This window comes from Paraburkholderia translucens, assembly GCF_020881035.1.
GTDB lineage: Bacteria > Pseudomonadota > Gammaproteobacteria > Burkholderiales > Burkholderiaceae > Paraburkholderia > Paraburkholderia translucens.
In genome coordinates, this window is the sequence record NZ_JAJITC010000002.1 from 138,236 (window position 1) to 151,874 (window position 13,639).

Annotated in this window: 16 protein-coding genes; 8 read left to right on the plus strand and 8 right to left on the minus strand. The window is 64.6% G+C overall.

Annotated features, from left to right (window positions below; translation table 11 throughout):
* Nucleotides 1–11: 11 nt before the first annotated feature.
* The 5 genes from LJ655_RS03850 to LJ655_RS03870 all read left to right on the plus strand — a co-directional run bounded on the left by LJ655_RS03850 (nt 12) and on the right by LJ655_RS03870 (nt 4,660).
* Nucleotides 12–326: a hypothetical protein gene (locus LJ655_RS03850; protein WP_230559940.1), complete on the plus strand. Its 315-nt coding sequence runs from the start codon at nt 12–14 to the stop codon at nt 324–326.
* 312 nt (nt 327–638) lie between these two features.
* Nucleotides 639–1,931: a DNA (cytosine-5-)-methyltransferase gene (gene dcm, locus LJ655_RS03855; protein WP_230559941.1), complete on the plus strand. Its 1,293-nt coding sequence runs from the start codon at nt 639–641 to the stop codon at nt 1,929–1,931.
* A 39-nt stretch (nt 1,932–1,970) separates the two neighbouring features.
* Entirely contained in the window at nt 1,971–2,417 is a 447-nt protein-coding gene (locus LJ655_RS03860; RefSeq protein ID WP_230559942.1) for a very short patch repair endonuclease, read from the plus strand.
* A 196-nt stretch (nt 2,418–2,613) separates the two neighbouring features.
* Nucleotides 2,614–3,117: a YbhB/YbcL family Raf kinase inhibitor-like protein gene (locus LJ655_RS03865; protein WP_230559943.1), complete on the plus strand. Its 504-nt coding sequence runs from the start codon at nt 2,614–2,616 to the stop codon at nt 3,115–3,117.
* Between the two features lie 124 nt (nt 3,118–3,241).
* Nucleotides 3,242–4,660 (plus strand): MFS transporter, encoded by a 1,419-nt coding sequence (locus LJ655_RS03870; protein ID WP_230559944.1) that lies wholly within the window; start codon nt 3,242–3,244, stop codon nt 4,658–4,660.
* Between the two features lie 42 nt (nt 4,661–4,702).
* Here the strand turns inward: LJ655_RS03870 and otsA are convergent, their stop codons facing one another.
* The 7 genes from otsA to LJ655_RS03905 all read right to left on the minus strand — a co-directional run bounded on the left by otsA (nt 4,703) and on the right by LJ655_RS03905 (nt 9,731).
* The gene (gene otsA, locus LJ655_RS03875; RefSeq protein ID WP_230559945.1) at nt 4,703–6,130 is read right to left on the minus strand and encodes an alpha,alpha-trehalose-phosphate synthase (UDP-forming); all 1,428 of its coding nucleotides are present in this window, start codon (nt 6,128–6,130) and stop codon (nt 4,703–4,705) included.
* A gap of 231 nt (nt 6,131–6,361) precedes the next feature.
* A complete protein-coding gene (locus tag LJ655_RS03880) occupies nt 6,362–6,574 on the minus strand; it encodes a hypothetical protein (protein WP_230559946.1) in 213 nt (70 codons plus the stop codon).
* 207 nt (nt 6,575–6,781) lie between these two features.
* On the minus strand, nt 6,782–7,024 hold the full coding sequence (locus tag LJ655_RS03885; RefSeq protein ID WP_230559947.1) for a hypothetical protein: 243 nt from the start codon (nt 7,022–7,024) through the stop codon (nt 6,782–6,784).
* Between the two features lie 120 nt (nt 7,025–7,144).
* On the minus strand, nt 7,145–8,545 hold the full coding sequence (locus LJ655_RS03890; RefSeq protein ID WP_230559948.1) for a sigma-54-dependent transcriptional regulator: 1,401 nt from the start codon (nt 8,543–8,545) through the stop codon (nt 7,145–7,147).
* A gap of 228 nt (nt 8,546–8,773) precedes the next feature.
* On the minus strand, nt 8,774–9,025 hold the full coding sequence (locus LJ655_RS03895) for a hypothetical protein (RefSeq protein WP_230560261.1): 252 nt from the start codon (nt 9,023–9,025) through the stop codon (nt 8,774–8,776).
* A 59-nt stretch (nt 9,026–9,084) separates the two neighbouring features.
* A complete protein-coding gene (locus LJ655_RS03900) occupies nt 9,085–9,402 on the minus strand; it encodes an ElaB/YgaM/YqjD family protein (protein WP_230559949.1) in 318 nt (105 codons plus the stop codon).
* A 146-nt stretch (nt 9,403–9,548) separates the two neighbouring features.
* Entirely contained in the window at nt 9,549–9,731 is a 183-nt protein-coding gene (locus LJ655_RS03905) for a hypothetical protein (protein ID WP_230559950.1), read from the minus strand.
* Between the two features lie 14 nt (nt 9,732–9,745).
* Here LJ655_RS03905 and LJ655_RS03910 point away from each other — a divergent pair, with 14 nt between their 5' ends.
* The 3 genes from LJ655_RS03910 (at nt 9,746) to LJ655_RS03920 (ending at nt 12,191) form a co-directional block, all read left to right on the plus strand.
* Nucleotides 9,746–10,804, plus strand: coding sequence for a sigma-54 interaction domain-containing protein (locus tag LJ655_RS03910; protein ID WP_230559951.1), 1,059 nt, complete (start codon nt 9,746–9,748; stop codon nt 10,802–10,804).
* Nucleotides 10,805–11,073: 269 nt separating this feature from the next.
* Nucleotides 11,074–11,658: a hypothetical protein gene (locus LJ655_RS03915; protein WP_230559952.1), complete on the plus strand. Its 585-nt coding sequence runs from the start codon at nt 11,074–11,076 to the stop codon at nt 11,656–11,658.
* Nucleotides 11,655–12,191, plus strand: a complete 537-nt coding sequence (locus tag LJ655_RS03920) for a hypothetical protein (RefSeq protein ID WP_230559953.1) — start codon at nt 11,655–11,657, stop codon at nt 12,189–12,191. The genes LJ655_RS03915 and LJ655_RS03920 overlap by 4 nt, the downstream gene beginning before the upstream one ends.
* A gap of 90 nt (nt 12,192–12,281) precedes the next feature.
* Here LJ655_RS03920 and LJ655_RS03925 read toward each other — a convergent pair whose 3' ends face one another.
* The gene (locus LJ655_RS03925) at nt 12,282–13,628 is read right to left on the minus strand and encodes an ABC transporter ATP-binding protein (RefSeq protein WP_230559954.1); all 1,347 of its coding nucleotides are present in this window, start codon (nt 13,626–13,628) and stop codon (nt 12,282–12,284) included.
* Between the last annotated feature and the right edge of the window lie 11 nt (nt 13,629–13,639).

Sequence of the window (13,639 nt, forward strand, 5' to 3'; positions counted from 1 at the left end):
AGGGAGGAGCCATGGACGATACGGGGACTACGTTTTCTGGATCATCGCAGGCCGCGCTGATCGATCACGACATTGCGCATATCGCGCGCGTCATGCCCGTATCGCTGCGTGGCGATTTGGGCGGCCCGATTCTGCCAGCCGCGTACTGGCGCAAACGGCTGACCAAGCTGCTCGAAAGCGGCCGGCTCGGTCCCGCGCAATTGCGTAAAGTCGAAAGCCTGCTGCTGCAACTCGATCAGCTCGCCTCGACGCCGCCACCCGAATGGGAACGCTTCGCGCCCGCCGCCGCGCCGGCCGACGCGGCCAAGAAGCTGCGGTCGGCCTGATTCGCCAGCCCGCTTCCCCTTCTTTACACCCGCTGAACCTGCAGGCATGCCGCGGCACCGGCACGCCGCTCGTCGCGCGCCCAAAAAAAAAGCGGCCGCGCACGAAGTCGCGGCCGCGAACACACATCGCAACGCAGGGAACGAGCGTCACGTGAGAAGCGTACACGAGCATTCGTGACTTCCATGTTTCGCTACGGACAAACGTAGCGGCACGGCTTATCGCGAAAAATTCCTGCGGATCGGCAGTAAAAATGGGGAAAGGGGACGACCTTAGGTCATAATGTCCGCAAAAATTCCCAGCAAGGACGCCACGTGACCCTAGTCGCCCCGTTCGACCTGCTCAAGCAGGCGCGCGCCCGTTTCACCCAACGCGAAATCGCCGCGCATGTCGGCAAGGACATCAAGACGGTGCGTCGCTGGGAAAAAGGTGAAACGCCTTGTCCCGCGATGCTGGAGCCCGCATTGCGCGATCTGCTGCGGCAAGGCGCCCACGCGGCGCAACCCGCGGCAGACGCGGCACGGTTTCGCTTCATCGATCTGTTCGCGGGCATCGGCGGCATTCGCATGGGCTTCGAGGCCCACGGCGGCGAATGCGTGTTCACCAGCGAGTGGAACGAGTTCTCGACGCGGACGTACCGCGAAAACTACGGTGACAACTCCGCAAGCGGCAGCGCGCATGCGCTGATCGGCGATATCGTCGCGTTTCCGGCCGAGGATGTGCCAAGCCACGACGTGCTGCTCGGCGGCTTTCCGTGCCAGCCGTTTTCGATCGCCGGCGTCAGCAAGAAGAACGCGCTCGGCCGGCCGCACGGCTTCGAATGCACGACCCAGGGCACACTCTTTTTCGACGTCGCGCGCATCATCGCCGCGAAGCGCCCCGCCGCATTCCTGCTCGAAAACGTGAAGAACCTGCTGTCTCACGACAAGGGCCGCACCTTCGACGTGATCCTGCAAACGCTGCGCGACGAGCTCGGCTACGAGGTGCACTACCGCGTGATCGACGCCCGGCATTTCACGCCGCAGCATCGCGAACGCATCATCATCGTCGGCTTTCGCGGCAAGACCACGTTCACGTGGGACGACCTGCGTCTGCCCGACGAGGCTCCGCGGCTCGGCGCGATTCTGCATCGCACGGACGGCAGCGAACCCGTGCTGCCGTGGGACCACGACCGCTTCTTCGATCACACCGCGCGCCGCGTGCAGCCGAAGTACACGCTCACACCGAAGCTGTGGGCGTATCTGCAGGACTATGCGGCGAAGCATCGCGCGGCCGGCAACGGCTTCGGTTTCGGCATGGCGTATCCGGATAGCGTCACGCGCACGCTGTCGGCGCGCTACCACAAGGACGGCTCCGAGATTCTCGTCTATCAGGGCGAGGCGCTGCGGCCGCGCCGCCTGACGCCGCGCGAATGCGCGCGCCTGATGGGCTTCCCCGACACCTTCAGGATTCCCGTCAGCGATACGCAGGCCTACCGGCAATTCGGCAACAGCGTGGTGATGCCGGTGATGCGCGAAGTGGCGCGTATCATGCTGCCGCATGTGCAAACCCTGCTCGCCCACCCGACACGCGATGCTTCGAAACGCTCACTGCCGCTCTATGCATGAGCGCTCTCGCCACGCGCGCGGCGGCGCGGCCCGCTGACGATGGTCGATATCGTCGATAGCGCGACGCGCAGCCGGATGATGTCCGGCATTCGCGGCCGCAACACCAAGCCCGAGATCCTGGTCCGCAGCCTGCTGCATCGCCAGGGCCTGCGCTTCAGACTCGACGCGCGCGATCTGCCCGGCCGCCCCGACATCGTGCTGCCGCGTTATCGCGCCGTCGTGCTCGTGCATGGCTGCTTCTGGCACGGCCACGACTGCCATCTGTTCAAATGGCCGCAGACGCGGCCCGATTTCTGGCGCGACAAGATTGGCCGCAATCGCAGCAACGACGCCCAGGTTCGTGCCGCGCTGCTCGCGAGCGGCTGGCGCGTCGCGGTCGTATGGGAATGCGCATTGCGCGGCGCGAATCGCGATATCGCGGGCGTGATCGATCGGCTCGTCGCGTGGATCAGAAGCGACGCGCCGCAGTTCGACGAGCGCGGCTGAAAACCTCCAGCGGCCTGCCCGGCTCGCGCGAGTCTCGCAGCCGCTGGTGATACACTCGACAAGCTCGCTCGGGGCGCTTTCCAGGCGCTTTCAAGGCATGTTTTCAAGCCCTTCGGCATGCACGAGATGCACCTCGCCCGCCGCGACACACGCGCACTCCGACGATCCCAGAACCAATCAACAAGGGAGGCACATCATGGCTGACTTCCGTCTCTGGTCCGACGACTTTCCCACCAACGGCTTCATGCCGAAAGCGCAGGAATACAACGACAAGGCATTCGGCGTCGACGGCGAAAACCTCTCGCCGTCGCTGCAGTGGGAGGCGCCGCCCGCGGACACGCAAAGCTTCGCGCTGACCGTTCACGATCCCGACGCACCGACCGGCAGCGGATTCTGGCACTGGGTCGTCGTGAACATTCCGGCCGAGGTGCGCTCACTGCCGCGCAACGCCGGCGAGGCCGACGGCTCGCTGCTGCCGCAAGGCGCCATTCAGGTGCGCAACGACTACGGGACGGTCGGCTTTGGCGGCGCGGCGCCGCCGCGCGGCGACCGCACGCATCGCTACATTTTCCGGCTGCACGCGCTGAAGGTGCCGCATCTGCCGGTCACAGCAGAGACGACCAACGCGGTCGCGCGCTTCATGACGCACCTGAACGAGATCGACTCGACGACCCACACGGGCCTTTACGAACTCACATAACTCGCACGCATGCGCGGCGCCGTTGCCCTGGTAACGCCGGCGCCGCGCTAACCGACATGCCCACAGCGGCCAGCGCGTAAGCCGCGCACCGGCGCGCCAACATCTCCGACAAGTCAAACAGTTGATGCAAGCACCCTCCCCGCGCACGGACGCCCCGACACCCTCCGCTTCCCGCTTCGAAGGCAAGGAACTGGGCCTGCCGATTCCACAACGTTACTGGGCGATGCTCGTGATCGGGCTCGGGCTCACGCTAGCGGTGCTCGACAGCGCGATCGCCAACGTCGCGCTGCCGACCATCGCGCGCAACCTCAATGCGAGCGCCGCCGCATCGATCTGGGTCGTCAACGCGTATCAGCTCGCGATTACGATCACGCTGCTGCCGCTCGCCTCGCTCGGCGACCGCATCGGCTACCGGCGCGTCTACCTGTCGGGGCTGATTTTGTTCACGGTCGCGTCGTTCGGCTGCGCGCTGTCCAGCTCGCTAGCGACGCTCGCGCTCGCCCGCGTGGTCCAAGGCTTCGGCGCGGCCGGCATCATGAGCGTCAATACAGCGCTCGTGCGCATGATCTATCCGCCGTCGCAACTCGGGCGCGGCGTCGCGATCAACGCGATGGTGGTAGCGGTGTCGTCGGCGGTCGGGCCGACGGTCGCCTCCGGCGTGCTCGCAATCGCGACGTGGCCGTGGCTGTTCGCGATCAACGTGCCGATCGGCATCGCGGCGATCGGCGGCGGCTTCAAGGCGTTGCCGCTGAACCCCGGCCACGAATCGCCGTACGACTATCTGAGCGCAGTCATGAACGCGTTCGTGTTCGGCCTGCTGATTTTCGCGGTCGACGGTCTCGGCCACGGCCAGCGCGTCGGCTACGTGACGCTCGAGGCGCTCGGCGCCCTCGTGATCGGCTACTTCTTCGTGCGGCGGCAACTGACGCAGCCCGCGCCGCTGCTGCCGATCGATCTGCTGCGCATTCCGGTGTTCGGGCTGTCGGTCGGAACCTCGGTCTGCTCGTTCTGCGCGCAGATGCTCGCATTCGTGTCGCTGCCATTCCTGCTGCAGGAAACGCTCGGCATGTCGCAAGTCGAAACAGGTCTTCTGATGACGCCGTGGCCCGCGATCATCATCATCGCCGCGCCGATTTCGGGCGTGCTGTCCGACAAGGTGTCGGCCGGCTGGCTCGGCGGCGTCGGGCTCGCGGCGATGACAGCCGGACTGCTGCTGCTCGCGACGCTCGGACCTCACCCCGACGCGCTGCAGATCGTGTGGCGCATGGCGCTATGCGGCGCGGGCTTCGGCATCTTCCAGTCGCCGAACAATCGCACCATGCTGTCATCGGCGCCGCGCGAGCGCAGCGGCGGCGCGAGCGGCATGCTCGGCACCGCGCGTCTGACCGGGCAGACGCTCGGCGCGGCGCTGGTCGCGCTGATCTTCGGTGTCGCACCGGAAAATGGGACGGTCGTGGCGCTGTATGTGGCCGCCGGGTTCTCAGCGGTTGCGGCAGTGGTCAGCACGATGCGGGTCATGCATAAGACGGCACAGCCGACGTGACCGGCAACGCGCCACCCGGCGAGGCGCGCCGCACCTGAGGGCTCAGGGCGATGCCGTCACGTCAGCGAGCTTTACCGCTTTGGCCGTCACCGAAGACGCAGTCGCGACGTGGCGCAGATCGTCAAGGAACGTGTCCCGCCATACCGACAGATTGTTCTCGCGCATCGGCTCCATCATGTCGGCGTGACGCGCCTGACGCTCGGCGAGCGGCATCGAGAGCGCGCGTTCGAGCGCTTCGGCCATCTGCGACAGATCGAACGGATTGACGACGAGCGCCCCAGGTAACTGCTCGGCCGCGCCCGCGAATTGCGAGAGCACGAGCACGCCCGGATCGGCCGGATCCTGCGACGCGACGTATTCCTTGGCCACGAGGTTCATCCCGTCGCGCAGCGGCGTCACGTAGCCGACCTGCGATTGGCGGAATAGCGCCATCAGCAGATTGCGTTCGTATTTGCGATTCAAATACTGGATCGGCGTCCAGTCGAGCTGCGCAAAACGGCCGTTGATCCGGCCCGCTTCGCCCTCCAGCGTTTGGCGGATGCGCTGATAGGTCTGCACGTCGGCGCGCGTCGGCGGGGCGATCTGCACGAGCGAGACGCGGCCATGCCAGCCGGGCGCGTTCTGCAACAGCCGCTCGAACGCCTGGAAGCGCTCGACCAACCCCTTCGAATAGTCGAGCCGGTCGACGCTCATGATCAGCTTGCGCCCGCGCATGCCGTCGCGCAGGCTGCGTACCGCCTTGCGGTCGATGTACTGCTCGGCGGTTTTCGCGATTGCATCCGGATAGATGCCGATCGGGTATGCGCCGACCTTCAGGAAGCGGTTGTACGCGTGCACCATGCCGTCTTCGCTCGATGTGCCGTGATGACCGCGCCCGACATAGTCGACGAACGACTGACGATCCGCCTCGGTTTGAAAGCCGATCACGTCGTAGCTGCACATCGCCTTGACCAGTTCCTCGTGCGGCGGAATCGTGCGCAATACTTCGGGCACTGGAAACGGAATGTGCAGGAAAAAGCCGATGGGATTCATCACGCCCAGATCGCGCAGGCAACGCGCGAACGGCAGCAGGTGGTAGTCGTGCACCCAGATGATGTCGCTCGGCTTGAGCAGTTCCTTGAGCTGCTTCGCCAGCGTCGCGTTGACGCGCAGGTAGCCGGCGTAGTCGTCGCGGTCGTAGCGGGACAGGTCATTGCGATAGTGGAAGGTCGGCCACAACGTCGTGTTGGAAAAGCCGCGGTAGTACTCGTCGTAGTCGCGCTTGGTGAGGCCCACCGTGGCGTAGGTGAAGTTGCCCTGCTTCTCGATCACGGGCGCGGATGGTTCGCTGACCGTTTCACCGCTCCAGCCGAACCAGACGCCGCCAGTCTCTTTCAGCGCGTCCAGTACGCCGATTGCGAGCCCGCCTGCGGCCGGACGCGCTTCCTGAATCGGTGCGACACGATTCGATACCACGATCAATCTGCTCATTAGTGCTCCATTGTTTCGTTGTATGCGGAAATGTGCCAAAACGGTGCATGCAAGCACTGTGCCGATATATGAGATTCCGGGAATAAATTTGTATGAAAATGTGACGGGCGAGCCAAACCACTGCGATCATCGCGGATCGCGAAGAAAATTCTTCTGTCTTATATCAGAGGCAGAGGTGTTTCTTACCAGCGTCGAGCCCGTCGCGGCATCCTTTGCGGATGCTGCGCAGCTTCAGGCGTCTTGCTCCGAGCCCAGATCGCGCTGGTATTCAAGGCCTTCCTGACGCACCCCGCCCTGGTTGTGCTCGCCGTCCGGCGGCGTATGCGGAGCGATCCGATTCTGCGCGGCCGGGTCCGGCGACTCCACCGGCTCCGTCTTGACGTCGGCCGGACGGGGCCCGCGCCTGGAATGCCGCGCGGAACGTCGCAATGCGGGATGTCTCATGATCGTGCCTCCGGGGAAGCCTGCCGCTTGTCGCGGCACCCATACAGTCTAGGGGGCGAAACCGTAAATTGCCGGTAAAACATGCGTCGGCTTTGTAACAAATACAGCAATGCCCTGCACCGGTTTGGGGCGACCGGCCTCGTGCGGTGCGCCGGCTGCATCCGATCTGGGACGGCGCGCCCGCCGGCATGGATGGCCGTGTCGACATTACGGTGCGCGCGGCGGACGCGGGTCGGCTTGAGGTGTTTGTGCAGGCTGCGGGGGAGGGTCGCCGATCGGGGGCGCGACCGGTTCGTCGGGTTCGATCGGCTCGGGTGTCGGGCCGGGAACCGTGTCGGGTTCGCCGGGGTCGGGCGGCGCAACGGGAGGCGCAGTGGGCGGCTCGACCGGCTCGGGCCGGTGAGCCCGCAGCGGCAGAGAGGATGCGGGAACGGCGGCGTAATACGGCATGTCGGGGATCTCGTTTTGCGTTCCACCGGAGCGGAGCAATGCCTGTGCCGTCAGAGCGCCCGCCCGGAGAACCGGGCGGGTGAGAGCCGATGATGCAAACGACGTGCGAACGAGCGCGGATCAGGCGTCCGCGCCGCCGAGCGCACGCGATTCGTCGGCGGGATCGCCGTCTTCGCGCGCATCGTTGCCGTATTCGACGAGCCGGTTGTACAGCGTCTTGAGGCTGATGCCGAGAATTTCCGCGGCGCGCGTTTTCACTCCGCCGCATTGCTCGAGCGTTGCAAGGATCAGTTGCCGGTCGGCTTCCGCGAGCGAAGTGCCGAACGGGATCGTGATGGCGGTCCCCGCCGCTGGCTTCGACAGCGTGATCTGCAACGGCACCGTAGCCGTGCTATCCGAATCCGCACTCGACATGATGTGCGCACGCTGCACATAGTTCTTCAGCTCGCGCACGTTGCCCGGCCACGGATAAGACAGCAGCATGTCTTTCACCGCGGCCGGGAAATGCTTCTTCGTCGCGTGGCGCTCGTTGAGCTCATCGAGGAACGATTGCGCGAGCAGCTCGACGTCCTTGCCGCGCTCGCGCAATGGCGGCAGGCTGATCGGAAACACGTTCAAGCGGTGATAAAGGTCGAGCCGCAGCTTGCCTTCGAGTACGGCCTGCTCCGGATCGCGATTGGTCGCCGCGATCAGACGCACGTCGGTCTCGATCTCCTTGGTCGTGCCGACCCGCATGAACATGCCGGTCTCGAGGACCCGCAGCAGCTTCACCTGCAATTCGATCGGCATCTCGGTGATTTCGTCGAGAAACAGCGTTCCGCCGTTCGCGCGCTCGAAATAGCCCTTGTGCTGCCGGTCCGCGCCGGTGAACGAACCGCGCTCGTGCCCGAACATTTCCGATTCGATCAGATTCGGCGAAATCGCGCCGCAATTGACCGCGAGAAACGCATGCTTGCGGCGCAGGCTCAGCTGGTGCAGCGTCTGCGCGGCGACTTCCTTGCCGGTGCCCGATTCGCCGACGAGCATCACCGAGGCAGCCGTCGGCGCGACGCGGCTAATCTGGTCGTAGACCTCCTGCATCGCCGGCGAATTGCCGAGCATCAGACCGAAACGCCCCATCCGGCGCAATTCGCCGCGCAGCGTGCCGATCTCGGCCTTCAGGTCGCCAGCGCGCGGCAGGCGCGAGAGAATCGCCTTCACGCGCTGCATGTTGATCGGTTTCACGAGGTAGTCGGCCGCGCCCATTTTCAGCGCGCTGACCGCCGACTCGACCGTCGCGTGACCGGTGATGACGATCACTTCCACGCCGGAGCGCGGATCGAGATCCTCGAACAGATCGACCCCGCTGCCGTCGGGCAGCTTCAGGTCGGTGAATACGACATCCGGCACCTGCCGGACCAGTTGAATGCGCGCTTCGCGCAGATCGCCCGCAGTGGCGGTGGTCAGTCCGTCTTGCCCGATGATGGCGGAAAGCGCCTCACGGGTACCTGCGTCGTCATCGACAATCAGTACATGTGGCATCGCGTTTCGAAAGCCTGCAAGCGCGGATCAGACTGCCGGCCGGAACATGCCAACGGGGCATGCCGCGAGTCAGATCGGCTTATTTGATTGAAAATTGCAACAATAACGGCTTAGCACCCGCTTATTTCCGCGCTATTGTTGCCGACTTACCCATTATACGGCTTTATAAGATTCATTTGACTCTCCGGTACCGCTGCTGCCGGCCGCTTGGTATTCGAATACACCGCGTCAGCCACGCGGAAACGGCCATGCACCGCTTTCGCCGTTGACCTGCCCCGAGCCGTCGGTGCTCTGCGTGGCGGGTGCGGTCTGCGTCGATGAGGCCGTCGGCGCCGCCACCGCGCCGCCCTCGTTTTCCCAGCGGCTCAGATCGCGAGCTGGATACACCTGGCCCGTGCGTTTGTGCTGCACGTAGCGAACCGCCAGCAAGCCGCCGAGCGCCATCAAAGCGCCGAAAATGCCAATCGTGGGTCGTGCCATCATGAACTCCTTGGATCGTTATGCGGATGAATACAGGCTTTCCAAAGCAAGCGCCGCATTTAACGCGCGACCAGCACGCCGAGCAGAAAACCGCTCGCCGCCGCGATCGCGAGCGAACGCCACGGGTTATGCCGCACGTAGCGCTCGGTGCCGAGCGTCGCCTCGCGATACCGGCGATGCACGTTGCGCTGCGCGTCGCCGAGCGCCGACTGCAGCGTTTCCACGTGGTTACCGAGCCGGGAGCGCAAGGCATCGACGCCTTCGCCCGGCACGTTGGCGGCGAGCCGCAGCATTTCCTCCGAGTCCCTCAGCAGCACCCGGAGATCCTCGACGATCTTCTGTCCGCCGAGTGCAAGTTGTTGCGTGGTGTCAGTCATCGTTCACTCCTCGTCTGATCCGGCATTCGCGCGATGTCACGGGATGCGCGAGTCGATCGTTGAGCACGCGACGTAGCGGTCCAAAGCTCGCACGACTCGATTACGCGGTCAATTGGGCAAAACATGTGCCCGGCATATTTACCGCTTTAGCGCGCCGGAAAAGCCAGCTTCAGGCACTTTCGACCGACGGCGAGCAGCGATATTTCGGCGGCGGCCAGTTCGATTGCGGGAATCCGTGCCGAAGTGGTTAAATCGTCTTTTGTGAGATAGTGGCTGTCCGGTCTATCGCATTCAAGGCCTGCGCGCCCCAACACGGACTTCAATTGCACAGGACTCCCTTTTTATGACGTCAACCGATCTGGACTCGCCCGCCGTGTCCGCCGGTGGCAGTGCGTCGCCACGAGTGAAGCAGTGCGTCGCGGACGGCGTCGCGGGACTGAAATCGTATGGGTTGCTGTACGGCTCCTCGCCGGTGATGCTCGATCTTTACGAGCAGATCGAACGCGTCGCCGATACCGACGCGACCGCGCTGATCATCGGCGAATCGGGCACCGGCAAGGAGCTGATCGCCCGCACCATCCACGAGCGCAGCAGTCGCAAGGGCGGCGCGTTCGTCCCAGTGAACTGCGGTGCGATTCCCGACGAGCTGATCGAAGCCGAACTGTTCGGCCACGAAAAAGGCAGCTTCACCGGCGCGGTCCAGGGCCGGGTCGGCTATTTCGAACACGCCAACGGCGGCACGCTGTTTCTCGACGAAATCACCGAAATGGCGCCCGTGCGCCAGGTCAAGCTGCTGCGCGCGCTCGAAACTGGCACGTTCTATCGCGTCGGCGGCAACGAGCTGATCAGCGGTAACGTGCGCGTGATTGCCGCCACTAACCGCGATCCCGCGGTGGCCGTCAAGGAAAACGGCTTGCGCGAGGATTTGATGTACCGGCTCGCAGTGTTTCCGCTGCGCGCGCCGCCGCTGCGCGAACGCGAAAACGATCGCGAACTGCTCGCGCAACACTTCCTCGCGCAATTGAATCAGCAGGAAGCCACGAACAAGAGCTTCAGCAAACGCTCGATCGAAACACTGCGTTCATGGTCATGGCCGGGCAACGTGCGCGAGCTGAAAAACGCCGTCTATCGGGCGTTCATCCTCGCGGAGAAGACCGTTGAATTGCCGCATCCGCATCTCACGTCGCGGGTCAAGAAAGCGGTCACGCAAGGCGATGCGATGAGCGTGTGGATCGGTACGCCGCTCGCCGACGCGCAGAAGCAGATCATTCTCGGCACGCTCAAGTACTGCGGCGGCGACAAGCGGCGCGCGGCCAAAGCGCTCGGCGTGAGCCTCAAAACGTTGTACAACCGCTTGAGCGCATACGGCGACGAGCGAGAAGAAGGCGAAGACGAACAATAGGCAGCGCAATGCGGCACTGTGTTCGTCTCCCTTTGGAATGGCTCCAACGGCAAATCTGCCCCGTGTCCTGATTGTTTGGCATAGCCAGGCAATTCCTTGTCGCCACACAAAACATCGCAGTGCGCACGATGTTTTGCAATTTTTTGCATTTTTCCGCTGCCAATTACAAAACGCATCCTGCACAATGCGGCAGCGTATTAAACGAGGTGCTCATCGCTTACACGCCCGACGTGTGATCGAAGGCACCTGTACGGGCAGGGACGGGAGAAATGCAAAAGAACACGGGGTGGGCCGGCAACGGGAAGTCCGTTGCCGAAAACAAACGCCCTCACGCAATCGCGCTGATCGCGCTGGCGCTGGCGCTGGCGGTTTCGTCGACGTTGAGCGGCTGTAGTTCGTTGTACTCGGAAGGTGCGGTCGCGGGCGCCGGTGTCGCGGGTGCCGCGGTCGCCAACAAGGTCACCAGCAATGCGGCGGTCGCGACCGGTATCGGTCTTGGCGCGGTCGCCGCGGCGCGCGCCGGGGTGCAGTACTCGGAGCGCGTGGTCCACACGAATACCCAGAACAGCATCGCGCAGGCAGCCGGTCCCCTCGAAATCGGCGCGGTCGCCCCGTGGAGCATCACCCATTCATTCCCCATCGAAGACGACGAGCACGGCCGCGTGACCGTCAGCCGTCTGATCAGCACCGGCGCGCTCGACTGCAAGGAGATCGTCTTTTCCGTCGATCAGAACGCCACGCGCGACAAACCCGCGAGCAGCGCGTTCTTCATCGCATCAGTGTGCCGTGATGGTCAGAACTGGCGTTGGGCATCAGCGGAACCCGCCACCGAGCGTTGGGGCGCACTGCAATGAGGGCATGCTCATCCGGCGTTCCGCTGCCTGACCGGCTGCGGCTCTTCGCGGCCGGCGCGTTATGCGTCGGCGCGGTCCTGCTCGGGAGCGGCTGCTCGTCGATCGGCGCGGCAAGCGGCGCGGCAGCGGGTGTCGCGTCGGGCATCGTGACCAGTAACCCGGCCGTCGCGCTCGGCGTCGGCGTCGCTGTACAGGCCGCGACCGACGAAGCAGTCGCGCGCTACATGCGCAGCATGCACCAGGACCAGCAGGATCTGATGGCGACGCTGGTCGGCACGATGCCGGTCGGCGAAACGAAACCGTGGTCGGTCAAGCATACGTTGCCGATCGAGAACGGCCACGGCCAGGTGCGGGTGACTCGCGCGTTCGGCTCGGCGCTCGCGCTGTGCAAGGAATTCGTGTTTTCGGTACAGGACGGCGACGGCCCGAACGCGCCCGCCATGTGGTTCTTCGCGAGCGCGTGCCAGCAGGACAAAGGCTGGAAATGGGCGACGGCCGAACCGGCGGTCGCCCGCTGGGGCAATCTGCAATGACCCTCGGCAATGAAAAAGCGGCGGGTCCGATCCGGACCCGCCGCTCCCTTGTGTGAAGCGCCCGACGCTATTGCGAACGCTGGACGAGGCTCAGGCCTCGACGTCTTCGAGACTGAAGATCTCGGTCTGGTCGTTATACGAAAAGATTTCGCCGTAACGGCCCCAGTTGATGACCGCGTCGAGCGTTTCTTCCGCTGCGCTGTCCGACAGGAAGTCTTCGAGTTCCTGCTCGAAGCGCACACGCGGCGCGCGATGTCCGGGCCGCTCGTTCAGCACCTTCTTGATCCGCGCCGCGAGCGGCACGTGCCGCAGCAGATGCTCGGCGAACATCATCTTCCGTTCCTGCGTGCCGAACTCGGAGAACACGCGCGCCGGCGGCGTCAGGAAAATATCGCCCTCGCGCACGTCGGCGAAACCAAGGTGCTGCAGCACTTCGGCGATCGGGAACAGATCGTCCACTTCCAGATGCAACGAGCGCGCGATTTCCGGCATGTCCGCGCGGCCGTGATATGGCGCGGCGGCAAGCGTCTCGATCAGACCGGCCATCAGGTTGGTCGACACGTGCGGCAGCCAGCTGCCCAGCTCGAGCCCCTTCCGCGTCTTTTCGTCGGTCTGACGCGCGGTCATCTTCGCGTAGATCTCGTCGACGAGGCGGCGGAACGCCGGGTCCAGACGGTTGCGCGGATGCTTGAACGGCACCTTGATCTCGGCGATCACGCGGCCCGGGTTCGACGACAGCACCAGAATGCGGTCGCACATGAACACCGCTTCCTCGATGTTGTGGGTGACGATCAGCACCGCCTTGATCGGCATGCGGCCCTGCGTCCACAGATCGAGCAGGTCGGTACGCAGCGTTTCGGCGGTCAGCACGTCGAGCGCGGAGAACGGCTCGTCCATCAGCAGCAGCGTCGGATCGACGACGAGCGCGCGCGCAAAGCCGACGCGCTGGCGCATGCCGCCCGACAGTTCGCGCGGATAGGCGTTTTCGAAGCCGTCCAGACCGATCAGGTCGATCGCCGCGAGCGCGCGCGTGCGCCGCTCGCTCGCGCCGACGCCTTGCGCCTCGAGACCCGCCTCCACGTTCTGCAGCACGGTCAGCCACGGAAACAGCGCGAAGGTCTGGAACACCATCGCGACACCCTTCGCCGGACCAGTGAGCGGCTTGCCCATATACGTGACTTCACCGTCGGTCGGCTCGATCAGGCCGGCGATGATGCGCAACAGCGTGGACTTGCCCGAGCCCGAGCGGCCGAGCAATCCGACGATCTCGCCTTCGCGCAGCGACAGGTTCGCGTCGTCGAGGACGAGCAGCTCGCCCTGCGTCTTGTTGAAGCCGCGGCACACGTCCTTGACGCGCAGGATTTCCTCGCCGAGGCGCGGGGGCTTCGGCGGCGTCTGGATCGGCGCGGCGGTCATAGCAGCTTTAGGATTTTGCATCGCGTTAAGCC

Coding starts and splice junctions, on each gene's coding strand:
- LJ655_RS03850 (WP_230559940.1), top strand. CDS start 12: ATGGACGATACGGGGACTACGTTTTCTGGATCATCGCAGGCCGCGCTG.
- LJ655_RS03860 (WP_230559942.1), top strand. CDS start 1,971: ATGGTCGATATCGTCGATAGCGCGACGCGCAGCCGGATGATGTCCGGC.
- LJ655_RS03865 (WP_230559943.1), top strand. CDS start 2,614: ATGGCTGACTTCCGTCTCTGGTCCGACGACTTTCCCACCAACGGCTTC.
- LJ655_RS03870 (WP_230559944.1), top strand. CDS start 3,242: ATGCAAGCACCCTCCCCGCGCACGGACGCCCCGACACCCTCCGCTTCC.
- otsA (WP_230559945.1), bottom strand. CDS start 6,130: ATGAGCAGATTGATCGTGGTATCGAATCGTGTCGCACCGATTCAGGAA.
- LJ655_RS03880 (WP_230559946.1), bottom strand. CDS start 6,574: ATGAGACATCCCGCATTGCGACGTTCCGCGCGGCATTCCAGGCGCGGG.
- LJ655_RS03885 (WP_230559947.1), bottom strand. CDS start 7,024: ATGCCGTATTACGCCGCCGTTCCCGCATCCTCTCTGCCGCTGCGGGCT.
- LJ655_RS03890 (WP_230559948.1), bottom strand. CDS start 8,545: ATGCCACATGTACTGATTGTCGATGACGACGCAGGTACCCGTGAGGCG.
- LJ655_RS03895 (WP_230560261.1), bottom strand. CDS start 9,025: ATGGCACGACCCACGATTGGCATTTTCGGCGCTTTGATGGCGCTCGGC.
- LJ655_RS03900 (WP_230559949.1), bottom strand. CDS start 9,402: ATGACTGACACCACGCAACAACTTGCACTCGGCGGACAGAAGATCGTC.
- LJ655_RS03910 (WP_230559951.1), top strand. CDS start 9,746: ATGACGTCAACCGATCTGGACTCGCCCGCCGTGTCCGCCGGTGGCAGT.
- LJ655_RS03915 (WP_230559952.1), top strand. CDS start 11,074: ATGCAAAAGAACACGGGGTGGGCCGGCAACGGGAAGTCCGTTGCCGAA.
- LJ655_RS03920 (WP_230559953.1), top strand. CDS start 11,655: ATGAGGGCATGCTCATCCGGCGTTCCGCTGCCTGACCGGCTGCGGCTC.
- LJ655_RS03925 (WP_230559954.1), bottom strand. CDS start 13,628: ATGCAAAATCCTAAAGCTGCTATGACCGCCGCGCCGATCCAGACGCCG.